The 14,125-nt window shown below is 72.2% G+C and carries 14 protein-coding genes and 1 tRNA gene; 4 read left to right on the top strand and 11 right to left on the bottom strand.

The window, feature by feature from the left end; genetic code table 11:
* Positions 1–41: 41 nt before the first annotated feature.
* Positions 42–794, bottom strand: a complete 753-nt coding sequence (locus EKD16_RS18240; RefSeq protein ID WP_131099485.1) for an ABC transporter permease — start codon at positions 792–794, stop codon at positions 42–44.
* Positions 791–1,819 (bottom strand): ATP-binding cassette domain-containing protein, encoded by a 1,029-nt coding sequence (locus tag EKD16_RS18235; protein WP_131102758.1) that lies wholly within the window; start codon positions 1,817–1,819, stop codon positions 791–793. Before EKD16_RS18235 ends, EKD16_RS18240 begins: the two co-directional genes overlap by 4 nt.
* 73 nt (positions 1,820–1,892) lie before the next feature.
* Between EKD16_RS18235 and EKD16_RS18230 the strand changes: the two genes are divergently transcribed.
* From EKD16_RS18230 to EKD16_RS18220, 3 genes are all read left to right on the top strand, one after another.
* Positions 1,893–2,864, top strand: a complete 972-nt coding sequence (locus EKD16_RS18230; RefSeq protein ID WP_131099484.1) for a helix-turn-helix transcriptional regulator — start codon at positions 1,893–1,895, stop codon at positions 2,862–2,864.
* Between the two features lie 240 nt (positions 2,865–3,104).
* Positions 3,105–3,536, top strand: coding sequence for a PPOX class F420-dependent oxidoreductase (locus tag EKD16_RS18225; RefSeq protein ID WP_131099483.1), 432 nt, complete (start codon positions 3,105–3,107; stop codon positions 3,534–3,536).
* A gap of 158 nt (positions 3,537–3,694) precedes the next feature.
* Complete coding sequence (locus tag EKD16_RS18220; protein WP_131099482.1) at positions 3,695–4,078, top strand: DUF1330 domain-containing protein; 384 nt, start codon at positions 3,695–3,697, stop codon at positions 4,076–4,078.
* A gap of 75 nt (positions 4,079–4,153) precedes the next feature.
* On the opposite strand, the gene EKD16_RS18215 is transcribed toward EKD16_RS18220, so the two are convergent.
* Positions 4,154–5,683 carry a cobyric acid synthase gene (locus tag EKD16_RS18215; RefSeq protein ID WP_131102756.1) on the bottom strand — a complete coding sequence of 510 codons (1,530 nt, stop codon included), beginning with the start codon at positions 5,681–5,683 and terminating at the stop codon, positions 4,154–4,156.
* Positions 5,684–5,688: 5 nt separating this feature from the next.
* Entirely contained in the window at positions 5,689–6,816 is a 1,128-nt protein-coding gene (locus EKD16_RS18210) for a cobalamin biosynthesis protein (protein ID WP_131099481.1), read from the bottom strand.
* Between the two features lie 690 nt (positions 6,817–7,506).
* Here EKD16_RS18210 and EKD16_RS18205 point away from each other — a divergent pair.
* Positions 7,507–7,582 (top strand) — tRNA-Arg (locus EKD16_RS18205).
* 355 nt (positions 7,583–7,937) lie between these two features.
* On the opposite strand, the gene EKD16_RS18200 is transcribed toward EKD16_RS18205, so the two are convergent.
* The 7 genes from EKD16_RS18200 to EKD16_RS18175 all read right to left on the bottom strand — a co-directional run bounded on the left by EKD16_RS18200 (position 7,938) and on the right by EKD16_RS18175 (position 13,902).
* Positions 7,938–9,413, bottom strand: a complete 1,476-nt coding sequence (locus EKD16_RS18200) for a tyrosine-type recombinase/integrase (RefSeq protein WP_131099480.1) — start codon at positions 9,411–9,413, stop codon at positions 7,938–7,940.
* A 3-nt stretch (positions 9,414–9,416) separates the two neighbouring features.
* The gene (locus EKD16_RS18195) at positions 9,417–9,710 is read right to left on the bottom strand and encodes a helix-turn-helix domain-containing protein (protein WP_207391344.1); all 294 of its coding nucleotides are present in this window, start codon (positions 9,708–9,710) and stop codon (positions 9,417–9,419) included.
* Between the two features lie 507 nt (positions 9,711–10,217).
* Positions 10,218–10,943 carry a helix-turn-helix domain-containing protein gene (locus EKD16_RS25465; RefSeq protein ID WP_165498605.1) on the bottom strand — a complete coding sequence of 242 codons (726 nt, stop codon included), beginning with the start codon at positions 10,941–10,943 and terminating at the stop codon, positions 10,218–10,220.
* An 85-nt stretch (positions 10,944–11,028) separates the two neighbouring features.
* Positions 11,029–11,679, bottom strand: a complete 651-nt coding sequence (locus EKD16_RS25460; protein ID WP_165498604.1) for a hypothetical protein — start codon at positions 11,677–11,679, stop codon at positions 11,029–11,031.
* Between the two features lie 126 nt (positions 11,680–11,805).
* On the bottom strand, positions 11,806–11,994 hold the full coding sequence (locus EKD16_RS18185) for a hypothetical protein (protein WP_131099478.1): 189 nt from the start codon (positions 11,992–11,994) through the stop codon (positions 11,806–11,808).
* Between the two features lie 757 nt (positions 11,995–12,751).
* Positions 12,752–13,243 carry a hypothetical protein gene (locus EKD16_RS18180; RefSeq protein ID WP_242677037.1) on the bottom strand — a complete coding sequence of 164 codons (492 nt, stop codon included), beginning with the start codon at positions 13,241–13,243 and terminating at the stop codon, positions 12,752–12,754.
* Between the two features lie 305 nt (positions 13,244–13,548).
* Positions 13,549–13,902, bottom strand: coding sequence for a hypothetical protein (locus EKD16_RS18175; RefSeq protein ID WP_131099477.1), 354 nt, complete (start codon positions 13,900–13,902; stop codon positions 13,549–13,551).
* Positions 13,903–14,125 lie beyond the last annotated feature (223 nt).

The raw sequence follows: 14,125 nt of genomic DNA, 5'->3' as shown, positions 1-14,125 counted from the left end.
GCGCGGTGCGGTGCCACGCGCACCGCGCAGACCGCATCCGCTCACCCCCGGCGCATGGCCCGGATACCGACGTACAGACCCGCTGCCGCCACCAGCGCCGCCGCGAGCAGGCCCTCGGCCGCATCGGCCGAGACCACGTGTCCGGCCGCCAGCGCGCGTTCGGCGTCCACCACGTAGGTCAGCGGGTTGAACGCGGCAAGCGTCCGCAGCCACCCCGGGCCCTCCTCCACGGGCAGCAGCGCGCCGCCCGACAGCAGCAGCGGGAACAGCAGCGTCTGCTGGACGCTCCAGAACAGCCACTCGCGGTCCTTGGAGGCCAGGGCCAGGGCGTAGGACAGCGACCCCAGCCCGACCGAGAGCACCCCGAGCACCAGCAGGCCGGCCAGCGCCCCGGGGATCGACGGACGGAACCCGAACGGCACAGTCGCGGCCGTGATGATCGCAGCCTGGGCGAGGACGGGCACGACCTCCTTCAGCGCGCGCCCGGTCAACAGGGCCGAGCGGCGCAGCGGGGAGACCAGCAGCCGCTCATGCGAGCCCGTCTGCAGCTCGTACAGCAGGTTCGACCCCGTCATACCCGTGGCGAACAGGCACGACATCACGAGGACGCCGGGGACGAACCACTGCAGCGACGACGTACCGGCCACGGACTCGGGCAGCAGCGGCGCGAACAGGGCGAGGAAGAACAGCGGCTGGACCATGCTGAAGACGATCGACACGGGATCGCGCAGCACCGGCCGCAACTCCCGGGTGAAGACGGTCGCGGTGTCGGTGACCGCATTCGTCGCGCTCATCGGGACGCCTCCGCTTCCTGCTGCTCCTTCGTCTCGCCGGGCCGCGGCTGCGGGCCGTCCCCGGCACCGGCCGCAGCGCCGTCCTCGCGCAGGCTCCGGCCGGTCAGGTTCAGGAAGACGTCGTCCAGCGAAGGGCGGCGGACCTCCACCTCGGCGGGCTCGGCGCCGAGCCCGCCCAACTCGCGCAGCAGCCGGGGAGCCGACCCGGCCCCGCCGCTCATCCGGACCTCCAGCCGCGTGCCCGCGCGGTGCACGGCCGCCTGGGCGATTCCCGCTACGTGGCGGGCCGCCCGATCGGCCGCCTCAGCGTCGCCGAAGCCCAGCAGGATGCGGTCCCCGGCGTGCGCGGATTTCAGCCGGGCAGGGGAGTCGTCGGCGACGACGCTGCCGTGGTCGACCACCACCACGCGTTCGGCCAGCAGATCGGCCTCGTCGAGGTAGTGCGTGGTCAGCACGATCGTGGTTCCGTGCCGGGCGCGCAGCCGGGCGATGTGGGAGTGCAGGCGCGCGCGGTTCTGCGGGTCCAAGCCGGTGGAGGGCTCGTCGAGGAAGAGCAGGTCGGGAGTGTGCAGCAGGCCCATCGCGATGTCGAGCCGGCGGCGCTGACCGCCCGACAGAGAGGACACCACCCGGTCGGCCACCCCCGACAGCTCCAGTTCGTCGATCAGTTCGCCGGCGCGGCTGCGAGCGGCCGCCGGCTTCATTCCGTAGGCGCGGCCGTGGCTGACCAGCTCGTCGCGCCCGCGCTGGCCGTGGCCGGCCCCGTTGCCCTGGCCGACGTAGCCGATGCGCCGCCGCACTGCACCGGGCTCGCGGACCACGTCGTGCCCGGCCACCGTCGCCGTTCCCGAGGTCGGCGCCAGCAGGGTCGCCAGCATCCGTATCGTGGTGCTCTTGCCGGCGCCGTTGGGCCCCAGCAGCGCTATCACCTCGCCGCCGGCGACGTGCAGATCGACCGCGCGCACCGCCTCGACCACCTGCTTGCCAACGGGGAAACGCCTGGTCAGACCGCGCGCTTCGATCATCGTCGTCTTCATGGCGCCAACCTAGGATCGATCCCGGTCGGTTTCCGGCCGCGATCCGGCAGAATCTGGAGCCATGGGCAACACCAGCGAGCGGACACTGCGGCTGCTGTCGCTGCTGCAGACGAACCGGTTCTGGCCGGGCGCCGAGCTCGCCGAGCGGCTTGCGGTCAGCGAGCGCACGCTGCGCCGCGACGTCGACCGCCTGCGCGAACTCGGCTACCGAGTAGCCGCCACCCCCGGCGTGGGCGGCGGCTACCAGCTGCGTGCGGGCCGCGCCATGCCGCCGCTGCTGCTGACCGACGAGGAGGCGGTGGCGATCGCGGTGGGCCTGCGCAGCGCGGCCGCGGGCAGCGCCGCCGGATACGGGGAGGCTGCGGTCGAGGCGCTGACCAAGGTCATGGACATGCTGCCGCCGCGGCTGCGGCGACGCATCGACGCGCTGCGAGCGTCGACGGCGCCCGTGCCGCCGGGGATGGCCGGCCCGCGGATCGACCCGCTCGCTCTGCTGGCGATCGCGCGGGCGTGCCGTGACACCGAGCGGCTGCGGTTCGACTACACCGCCTCCGGGGGCGAACGGACGGCGCGCCTGGTCGAACCGCACCGGCTGGTGCAGCTGAACGGCCGGTGGTACCTGCCGGCGTGGGATACCGATCGCGGCGACTGGCGCACCTTCCGGGTGGATCGCGTTCACGATCCGGAGCCGACCGGAACCCGCTTCCGGCAGCGGGAGCTGCCCGAAGGCGACGCCGAGGCGTTCGTGCAGGCCCGCTTGTCCGAGGCCCCGGCCCGCTACCGGGTCGTGGTCCGCGTCCGCGCCCCGGCCGCCGATGTGGCGCGAACGGTCGGGGAGTGGGGCACTGCCGAGGACGTCGGCGGCGGCGCCAGCCGACTCGTCGTCCGCACCGACGAGCTGCACTGGCCCGCGCTGATCCTGCTGGAAATGGAGGCCGATTTCGACGTCGAGGAGCCGCCCGAGTTCCGCGACTACCTGCGCCGGGTCGCAGGGCTCTTCGCCCGCGCCGGGAGCACCGCCGACGGCGGCTGAACAGGCGGCCGCGCCCGGCCGGGGGTGAGGGACGACGGTCCGGGCAGTGGACGGATTCGCCGGGTACGGGTTGCGCGGGCTGCAGGCGGGGGCGTCGGCGCGGAGAGGGGAACTCCGCGGAACGCCCCGGAACGGCGGGTTCACCGTGCGCGCCGGTGTGCTGCCCCGCGGCCGGATCCGGCCCCGCGTCGGGGAGGACCGGGAGGAATAGCCGCCCGCGAACGCGACTTGGAGCTTGACATGGCAGACGCACCGTTCAACCCGCGCGCACTGCTCGCGGAAAGCCGGCTCGGCGTCCTCGCGACGATCAAGTCGGACGGCCGGCCCCAGATGTCGCCGGTCCAACCCTTCTACGACCACGAGGCCGGTGTCATCTACGTCTCGATGACCGAAGGCCGAGCCAAGACGGCCAACCTGCGCCGCGACCCGCGGGCCGCGTTGGAGGTCACCAGTGCCGACGGGTGGGCGTGGGCGACTGCAGAGGGCACGGCGACCCTCACCGGTCCGGGAGCCGACCCCGGCGGTCCCGAGGTCGACGCGCTGGTCGACTACTACCGCCGTGCAGCGGGGGAGCACCCGGACTGGCAGGAGTACCGGTCGGTGATGGTGACCGACCGCCGGGTGCTGATGGCGTTGGCCGTCGAGCACGTGTACGGCGCCAGGATCCGCTGACGCCGGTCCCCGCGGGCGCGCCGTCCTGACCGGGACGGCGCGCCGCGCGGTACGACCGAAACGCGCGGGCGCCGTGGCGGCTCGTGGGGGGACTGGATACCAACCGGACGGTATGCGAAGGTGGGGTGCACATCGAAGGAGACGAGAAGGAGCCACCGATGGCAGTCGACCCCTCCGGAGCGGACCTCGCGCGCATGCTGGACGAGGACCCGGGCGGTCCCGTCGTGATGCTCAACCTGCTGCGGTTCGCACCCGGCGGCCGTTCCTCCTATGCGGAGTACTCCCGGCAGGCGGCGCGCTTCCTGGAGCGTTACGGGGCCGAGGTGATCTACGCCGGGGACGGGGCGTCGCCGCTGGTCGCCGAGGAGGGCCAGGCATGGGACGCGGTCCTGCTCGTCCGCTACCCCGACCGCGCGACGTTCAGCCGCATGGTCGCCGACCCCGAGTACCAGGAGATCACCGGCCTGCGCAGCGGCGGCCTGACCGAGGCCGTGCTCCAGCCGACGGTGCCGTGGTCCTCCCGGCCCGGATCTTCGGCGTAGGACGGGCGGCCCCGCCGGTAGCCGGGGGCGCGCCCGACGCGGCCACAAGCCGGTGCCGGTCACGGAAGAGTGCCCTCAACCGGCGGGAAGCCCCGCTGGCGGCACGATCGGCAACTCCGCGGGCGGGCCCTGCTCCATCAACCGCAGCAGCGCGTCGGTGTCCATGTACTGCTCCACCATGTCGCCGAGCGCGTCCACGCGCGCCGTGCGCTCGGCGGCGAAGTCGGTGTCGGGGGCGGGCACGAAGTCCCGGCCCGCACACTGCGCCACATCGGCGAGGAAAGCGCGGCGGAAGGCGTCGTTCTCCAGAGCGCCGTGCCAGGTGGTGCCCCACACTGCGCGCCTGCGGCAGCCGTCGAGGAAGCGCTCGGTGCCGGGCTCGTCCTCGATCCGCGTCAGGCCGTGGTGGATCTCGTAGGCCTCGACGGTGTGTCCGTAGGCGGATCCGACCGGGCGGGCGAGGGTCTTGTCCGCGGCGAAGTCGACGCTGGTCGGCAGCAGGCCGAGCCCGGGCACCGCGCCCGCTCCCGACTCGACCTCGTCGTGGATGGTGCGCGCCAGCATCTGGTATCCGCCGCAGATGCCCAGTACGGGACGTTCGTGTCCGGCGCGGTCCACCACCGCGGCGTCCAGTCCGCGTTCGCGCATCCACGCCAGGTCGGCGACCGTGGCGCGGCTGCCCGGCAGCACCACGAGATCCGCGTCGTCCAGCTCGTGCGGGGAGGTCGCGAAGCGGACGTCGACGCCGGGTTCGACCGCCAGCGCGTCGATGTCGGTGAAGTTGCTGATCCGCGGCGTACGCACGACCGCCACGCGCAGGGTCCGCCCGCGCAGGGGAGCGAGGGCGGGGCCGCGCTCGCCGCTGAGCGCGAGCGAGTCCTCCACGTCGAGCCACTGGCCGTCCAACCAGGGCAGGACACCGTGGACCGGGCGGCCGGTCAGGCGGCGCAGCATGTCCAGTCCGGGCTCCAGCAACTCGGGGGCGCCGCGGAACTTGTTGACGACGAAGCCCGCGATCAGTGCCTGGTCGGCGGGTTCCAGCAGGGCGAGGGTGCCGTGCATGGCGGCGAATACGCCCCCGCGGTCGATGTCGCCGACCACCAGGACCGGGAGGCCGGCCTCGCGCGCCAGGCCCATGTTCGCGATGTCGCCGCGCCGCAGGTTGATCTCGGCGGGACTGCCGGCGCCCTCGCAGACGACCGCATCGTACTCGGCGCGCAGCTCGGCCAGGCTTTCCGCGGCGACCGTGCGCAGGCGGTCCTTGAACTCGCGGTAGCCCAGGGCGTCGGTCTCGCCGACGGGGCGTCCGCGCACGACGACCTGGCTGCGGCGATCGCTGCCGGGCTTGAGCAGCACCGGGTTCATGGCAGCAGTGGGCTCGACGCCCGCCGCCGCGGCCTGGGCGGCCTGGGCGCGGCCGATCTCGGCGCCGTCCGCGGTCACGGCGGAGTTCAACGACATGTTCTGCGCCTTGAAGGGGGCCACCTTGACGCCCTGGCGGGCGAGCCAGCGGCAGATGCCCGTCACGATGACGCTCTTGCCCGCGTCGGAGGTGGTCCCGGCGACGAGCAGGGCAGGTGCGCCGGCGGGGCCGCGGCGGATCATGCTGGTCACGAGGCCCTCCGTCCGCGGAGGGTGCCGAATGCCGCGTGCGCGGCGAGGCGGCGGGCGAGGCGCCCCTTCGCCCCTGGGCGCAGCAGCAGGGACAGTGCGCCGGCGGCGAGGGTCGGCACGCCGGACCGGTCGACTGCCGTGGCGGGCGCGGAGCGGGTCGGCCGGGTTCCGCGTGCGGCCAGGGCCAGGGCCGTCGCAGCGGCGGTACCGGCCGCGGCCGCGTTGACGGTCCGGGCGAGCCGCACCGCCCTGCGGATGTCGGTCACTTCCGGAGAGCGTCCTTCCCCCAGTTCCGGGCGGTCCTCAACCCGGGATCCGTACACGTTCCTGCCTCCAAGCCGTAGGTCCAGCGCGCCGGCGAACGCCGCTTCGCAGTGCCCGGCGTTGGGGCTGGGATGGCGGGAGCCGTAGCGCGCCCGCATACGCAGCACGTGGGCGGGCGACCCTCCCACGACCGGCGCCGCGGCGGCCGTGAGCGCGGCCGTGAGCCGCGCGGGCGCCCAGTTCAGGACATCGTCGAGCCGAGCAGACGCCCAACCGAATCGCGCGTATCGGGGCGACCGATGTCCCACCATCGCGTCCAAGGTGTTGACTGCGCGGTAACCGCAGAGCCCGGGGAGGCCCAGCACCGCACCCCAAAGCAGCGGCGCGACCACGGCGTCGGAGGTGTTCTCGGCGACCGATTCCACCGTGGCGCGGGCGAAACCCCGCTCGTCCAGAGCCTGGGGATCACGACCGCACAGGCCCGGCAGCCGCCGCCGCGCCTCGTCGAGGTCCCCGGCCTCTAGCGCCCCGGCGATCGCCTCGGCCTCCCGCCCCAGCATCGCCCCGCCGACGACAGCCCAGGTGACCCCGCAGGTCACAGCGGCACGCACGCCGGGACCGCCGCACCGGGAATGCAACAGCCCGGCGCCCGCCGCGACGGGAGCGACCGCGAGCAGCGTGAAAGCGGCACCCCGACCCTGTGACGGCCGGTAGACGAGCCGCTCCAGCCGCCCTGCGGCACGACCGTAGACGGCCACCGGATGCCCGGACTCGGGATCGGGCAGCACGCGATCCAGGAGGGCGCCGCACAGCAGCCCCGCAGCGGTCGGCCACGCCGAGCGTCGATCCTGCTTCTTCACCCGCTCAACGTTAGTGCGCGGCCGTAGAGCAAGCGCACCGTCCCCCGCGACACCCACAGGACAGCTACTTAAAGTAATCGAATTTGCTAATCAATCACTTATAGTAATCAGTTCCGGTCAGAGTGAGCGGGCAAAGCGGACGCAGGCGAAGGGTGTCGCTTGTCTGTATCACCATCCCGCGACGGCAGTAGCGCAGGCCCCCGCGAGTAGGAGGCGAACACATGGCCGCCATCAACCTGCTCGCCCTCGTCGTCGCCCACGGTGGCTGGTGGGTGTTCTAGGTCAAGCTGCCTGGAACCCCGATCTCGACGGGAGAGTGGCACACCCCACACCTCGCCCGACTCGGTGCGACTTGGCGAAACACCGGTAACAGGCGCCCCACCTGCGGTTAATCACGGGTAACGTGTCCGGGGAGGCCGGTACGGACCGATTTGGTGGAGCGCGCGTGCTAACGAGACGCAACTACGAATGTCCGTAGTTGTTATTGTTTTGCCCAGCGATGGGTGACATCTTCCGAATACCGTAGAATGTCACGACACCCAGGCCTGCCCACCCCACCAGCGCCCGCCCCACGGCCCAGTCGGCCACCCCAGCGGGCCGGGGGCCACCCCGGACGCGAGCAACACGCTCCGCCAACACGCAGGTCACAATGTCGTTACGGGTGAGGGATCCTGGTCACAATTGAACCAAGCACCTGTAGCTCAGTGGAAAGAGCATCGGACTTCTAATCCGACGGTCGCAGGTTCGAATCCTGCCAGGTGCGCCACATTTTAGCAGGTGAGAGGCCTGCCAGACACTCTCCGGGGTGTCGATTCGCCCGGTTTGTCTTCCGAATTCGCTCCGCGCTCGCTCCCCAGCTGGACTCCAGCCCGAAGATCCCCATCGGATTAGCCGATCAGGGTCCCGCCGGACCCGCACCACCCCGGGCCGCCGGGCCGACACCGTGCCGCCAGCCCCGCCCGGGGGCGCGGCGGCACCCGCCACACGCCCCACACACCGCCCCGCCCGCCGGACAGCGCCCCACACACCAGCGGCCCCGCACCAGCCCGCCACCGGGCCATACAGGGCCGCCACCGCGTCAGCGGGCGCCCTGGACCAGGGCGCCCGCGCCCCCCGGGGGGTCAGCCCCCGGCGCCTGTCTGCTTCAACGGCAGCAGCTTCGCCGTCGCCTCGGCGGCGGCTTTGGCGACGTCGGGAAACACGCTCTGATACGTGTCCTGGGTGAACGCGGTCGTGGTATGGCCCAGCTCGGCCGAGACCACCTTCACGTCCACCCCCGCCGCCAGACTCAGCGAGGCGGCGCCGTGGCGCAGCCCGTGCAGGCTGATCGGCGGCAGGCCCGCCTCGGCCGCGATCCGGCCGAACAACCCGCTCACCCACCCCGGGTGCAGCCCGGTCCCGTCGGGGTGGGTGAACACCCGCCCGGACTCGGTCCAAGATTCTCCGGCCTTGAGGCGTTCCTGGCGCTGGCGCTTGCGCCACGCCTTCAGGACTTTCACGGTGTCCGTGTCGAGGGTGACGGTGCGCCGCCCGGCCGCGCTCTTGGGCGCAGACATCGCCGTGTCCCAGCCCAGCTGCACCACCTGCGTCGTGATGTCGATGGCGCCGTCGTCCAACCGGACCGAGTCCCATTCCAGCCCGACCGCCTCACCGCGACGGGGGCCTTTCAGGGCGATGAGGTGGAAGAGCGCATAGAGCCGGTCCCGGTACGCCCGCTCGAGAAACCGGGTGGTCTGCTCGGGGGTCCACACCATCACCGGGGCCGGCACCTCCCCCGTTTTCCGGTACCTGGCGACCCGCTCCGCGCTCCACACCACCGGCTTCGGGCGCGGAGCCGACTCCAACTCGATATGCGAGGCCACGTTCACCTGCAACGGAAGGTCCGGCCTAGACACCGCCGCCGACAGGGCGCTGCGCAGCGTCGCACGGATCCGGTGCTTGGTGGACACACTCACGGTCCGCATCCCGTGCACCGAGGCGCGAACCTCGCGGTCGTCGCTGGCGCGGCTGGTGCGGATGTGGTCGTTGGTCTCCTCGATCGCCTCGAACATCATCTGCAGATGCCCCACACCGAGCTTGTCCAACCGGACCCAGCCCAGGTGCGGGGCGAGGTAGTTGGTGATGTGGCCCTGATACGACAACCGGGTGGAGGCGGCGAGCTTCTTCTTGCCCGCCAACCACTCGGTGAGCCACTCGCCCACCGTGGGCACCTGCTCGCGGGTATCGGCGCCCCCGCCGATACGCCGCCGCACCTCGTCCGTGCCCGGGAGGTCGGTGCGCTTCGCGATCGCCGCTTCGATGAGGTCGGCCACTTTGATCGCGGCCTGCTCGTCTCCCTCGGCCACCGCCAGTGCCGCTTTGATGTGGTCGAGGTGGTCGCGCGCGGCTTCCTGGGTGTCGAACCCGATCCGCCGCGCCTGGCGCCGCGCGCCGGAGGCGCGTCGGGGCAACTCGATCTGGAAAGCCCAGGTTCCGTGGGCGGAGTTCCAGCCCCCATTGGGCCGTTTCAGCTTGGGGCACCTCGTCCCCAACGGTTTGCCTGTGGTGTCGTCGCGGCAGCTGCACCGCTTGAACACCGATCCCTCGCGGATGGCCATCGGTCACCTTTCCTGGTCGGAATCCGAAGGCCGACCACCCCCGCCGCCCGTGCCCGTCCCGCCGGTGGGCGGGTAGGCGAGCCCGAGCAGGGCGCACACCCCGGAAGTGGGGATGCGCCACCGCTTGCCCGCCCGGAAGGCCGGGGCGGGAAACGCCCGGGTCTCCAGCAGCCGGTAGGTGCTGGTGCGCCCGATCCCCAGCAGGCGCCCGGCGGTGACCGGATCCAGCACCACCGGCAGGCGGGCCACCTCCTCAGCGGTCATCGACCGCCCCGGCCCGTCGCCGGTGTTTCCCATCGCCTCCTCCTTCCGGTACGGGGTCGAGGTTGGGCGTGGTCGGCCGCTCCCGCCGGTGCGGGAGCGGCCCCATGGCCGCTCCACTCCGCCCCGATCACAAGCGGATTCGTGGACTCACCCATCGGATCCACGAAAAACCTCGCCACCGCAGCCCGATTTGCGGGCTTCGCGGGGGCATCCGGGCGATCGGCCGACGCCGCGATCTCGGCGCCCGGCCCCCGCACGTCGGCGGCCGGGCCCCCTTGCCCCGGACCGAACCGCGGGCACCACCGCCGCCCTCGCACGCAGAACCTCCGCCAACCGTCGGCCGTCGCGCTGTCCGCCGCATCCACCCACCTCGCCAGCTCTCGCCCCGAAGGGTCCTGCCTCCCCCGAACAAAGCCGGCCCCACCGCCGGATTGGACACCGCACACACACGCGCGCCCGAAGCCCCCACGGCCTCCGGGCAAGCACGAAGGGCGGGCGCCCGGGGCGGAAGAACACGCGCCCGGGCACCCGCCCTCGGCCTCAGGCGGCGCTGTAGCGGCGCGGGGCTTCACACGTCAGCTCGGCCTCGCCGTCCTTGACCAGCCGGGCCAGGGCGTTCTGGATCGCGCCGACGCTGCGCCCGCGCAGCAGGTGGCTGATCTCGGTGGGCGAGAACTCCTCCTCCGGTTCGGAGTCGAGGATGGCCTTGACGATCTTCCGCAGCCCGCCCGGCTCCAGCCGGGTCGTACGGCTGACCTTGTTCGTCTGCGCCGCCCCGTCGGTTTGCTCCGGTGCCCGCGTGCGGGTGTCCGAGTCGGCCGCGCCCTTCTTCTTCGGAACCTCCTGCGAGGTGGCGGCCGCCGGTGCCGGGCGCGGCGCCGGTACCTCCTCGGCCGTGGGCACCGGTGCGTCCGCCGCCTCCGGTGTGTCGGCCGTCGCCGCATCGGCCGGGGCCTCGCGCGGGGCCGGCGACTCGGACACGGGTCCCGGGGCGTCGTTGTCCGGGTCCGGCGAGGCGGGGGCCTCGCCCTCCCCCTCGGTGGCGGCGCCGGTGGCCGCGAGGCTCCAGAGGTCGGCCACGCGCTTGCCCGGCTCGTGGCTCATCCGGGTACGGGTGGCACGGCCGTCGGTCTCCAGGCCGCGCAAGGCCTGGGTGACGGTGGAGCGGCCCCGGCCGGTCGCCTCGGCGATCTCAGCGGCGGTGGCGGGGGCGGTGCGCCCGCGCAGGCAGGTGAGGATGTCGGTGCGCACAGCGGTGCTGGCCATGGTGATCGGTCCTTTCAAAGATTCGGAGTTCGGTCGGGTACGGGGGCGGGCGCGGCACCCGGGGCCGCGCCCGCCCGCCGGTACGTCAGCGGCCGAGGTAGCGATACAGCGCGGCGGTGATCTCGTTGGCGCGGGTCCGCACCAGGCCCTCCTGCACCGGGGCGTCCCAGGAGGCGAACTCCGCGGCGATGTCGTAGAGCCCGCCCCGCACCTCGGACCGCCCCTCGCCGAGGGGCCGGTGCCGCACCGCCGCCATGACGGTCGGCACGCGCAGGTGGGCGAAGAAGTCCTGCGTGGTCCGGGCTCCCTCGCACGTGCCGAGGTGGCTGCACCGGTCGAGGTGGAACCCGCTCCGGGCCATGTCGCGCCGCAGGTCCAGGACCGGGGGCAGACCCGCGAGGCGTTCCACATCGGCCCAGGCCTCCAGGTGGGCCCGGCAGTCCTGGGCCAGGGGCCGGGTCATCTGGCGCAGGGTCAGCCCCGCAGCGCGGGCGTGTTCCAGGGCGATCTCGATGTCGCCGTGGCCGCAGACCAGGACCTCGTCCGGCTCGGTCGTGTCGCGGGCCTCCTCGGCCAGGCGGACCCGGTACCGGCGCTCATGGCAGCTGTAGACGATCACCGTGCCCGGCCCGCCCGCATAGGCGGTGATCACCTGGCTCGGGTAGAGGACCGCCTCGGCCGCGTGGGACGTGAAGGTGGCGGGGAAGCCCGCCTCATGCGGCATAATGGTGCTCACAGCACACTCCTCGTTACTAATCGTGGTAGTTGCTGGCCCGCGCCCACCCCGGTCGCGAGGTGGAATTCGACGCCGGGTGTTCGGGCGCGGGCGCTCTCGGTTTGCGGGACCCCTCGGTCTCGCGGTCTACTCGGCCGGGCTCCGGGTGAAGGGGTCGGCGGGCCGGTGGCCCGTCCCGGTGCGCACCGGGCACAGCGGTTCACCGTCGCGGTGGCTGTAGGCCGGCCGGTCGGTGCCGGTGGCCCAGATGCGCGGCGGCATGTGCCGCACCGGTTCCTCGCATTGCGGACAGAAAAGCTTCTCGCTTTCGCCCATGGTTTACCTCCCTTTCCGGGGGCGGTTGCATTCCCTCGCCCTCGGGAATCCCTCCCGAACGTCGCTTGGGTTCGTTCGCCGAGTCAAGACGCCCGGCGTTCCCCCGTGCGGTTTCCGTCGGCGTTCCCGCTGGCACCACCAAGAGCAACTTGGCCCCGGAACGGAAGTCAAACCGCCCGCGGAACCTTTTTCGCGACACCCGAACTCAGGAGGAACCGCGCACGCGCGCGAAGGGTTCCCCAGACCCGCAGGCAAACATCCGACCATCCGCGAACGGCTCCAACACGGGTGATCATGACCCCCGAACCGGGGCACCACGAAAACCCAGAAGAAACAAAACCAGAGAAAAACAAAAATACAGAGAAGAAACAATAAAAGGGATGGAGAATGAGAGATCAGTACAGCGGACGCGGAGCGGAACCAGCCGAGAGACGAGGGCGAACGGGCCGCCGCACGGCCCGCCGCCTACGGGGATCCAGGACACCGACGGTGTCCAGTCCCGCGCTGTGCCCTGCACCCCTGATTGCACCCTGACCTGCGCTGATTATTGCGCCCGGGGCGCACACTCTTAAGCGCGCGCCAAGGTGTGCCCCCGATGTGTCGCGAATACGCGTGATCGTGGCACCGAATCGCGCGGCAAAGCAGGCCGCAAAGCAAACACGGGCCGCTCCGGCCGCCGGCCCCGACACGCAGCGGCCGCCCCTCGCCCTCCGCGGTCTCCCGCCGCGTCGTCCGCGACCGGTAGCAGGGGCTGCGGTCAGCCGTCGACCACCAGCGAGTGCACCTCCACCACCTCCACCCGGCGGGAGGCGCTGGTCTCCATCGCCTCCAGCTCCCCGCCCTGGCCGGACGAGGTCTCCCACGCCACGTCCCACACGATGGTGGCCGTCACCGTGTCGGTGGCGCCCGGCCGGTTCTTCGACGACAACGTGTAGCTGTAGCCGCAGTCCGGCGACTCCGCCCCGGGGCTGTGCACCGCGGAGTCGTACACCGTGCCCGGCCCCGCACACGTCACGTCGTTCCCGTCGCCCATGTCCCAGACCACCTCGCGCGGGGTGGCCGTCACCGACGCCGACCCGCCCGCCACCGACACCTCGGCCGTGCGCGGCTCCCACTGGTCCTTCTCGATCCAGAGCCACACGGGGAACTGAACAACCATCATCCCGCCCATCGGCGGCGACGATCCGATGTCGGTCTCCGGCAGCTCCAACCGCGCCCGCGCCTGCTCGGCCAGCGCTGCCACATCCACACCGTTCCTGCCACCGGCGGCCGGAACGGTCAGGGTCGTCGTGCAGTGCGCCCGCCCGTTCTCCGGCTCACTGCACCGCGACTCCGGCTCGAGCGGGACCGAGCCGGACGACGCCGAGGACGAGCCGTCCCCGCCCGGAGCAGTGCCGCTCTGCCCCGGCCGTTCGGACCGTGCGCTGATTTCGCATGCGGATCCGGAGCAGTCGGCTTTGCCCAGCAGGTCGACGCCGTCGGCGTAGGCGGGCACCGTTGCGGACGCGAGAATGGCGGCTGCCGTCGCCAGGCACACGGCCGCCGGGAAACGTTTCACTGTTCGCAAGCGCCGTACTCCCCGATCCACCAGTCCGCGACCTTCCATGCCGCCGACCCTTTCGTCACCGTGGCGGTGACGGGGCGAGGCCCCTCGCCCTCCTTCAGTTCGCCTTGGGCGTCGACGTCGTCCTCGGCGATCTCCCATCGTGATCCGTCGAGGCAGTCTTCGACCACGATCGACGGCGGCTCGGCCTGCAGGTCGATCTCGGCCACCTCGGGCTCGAGCACCGGTTGACCGGTGGCTGTGGTGCCGTCGAGGAGTTCGTCCATCAGCCGTCGGGCCTGGCCTGTGCTGTAGCGCTGGAGGTCCGGGTGGGCCGTCGCTCCCCGGTGTGTGCCCTCGACCACCGCCGCCATCATTCCCTCATACGCCTGGATCGCCTGCTCTTGCGGGGACGGGGCCTCCGCCGCGATGGAGGAGGTGGATGCGTCGGGAACAGATCGGGATCCGGGCTCTTGCGGCGGGGCCGAGCACGCGCTTCCACCTGCTATGACGAACGCGACCGCAACAGACGCCGCAGCACACCGCAAATCCAGACCTCAATCCGCATAGAGATCAGATGACTACTCT

The sequence above is a fragment of the Streptomonospora litoralis genome (assembly GCF_004323735.1).
GTDB classification, from domain to species: domain Bacteria; phylum Actinomycetota; class Actinomycetes; order Streptosporangiales; family Streptosporangiaceae; genus Streptomonospora; species Streptomonospora litoralis.
Note: the sequence above shows the minus strand (reverse complement) of the source record. Positions and strands in the feature narration are given on the sequence as shown.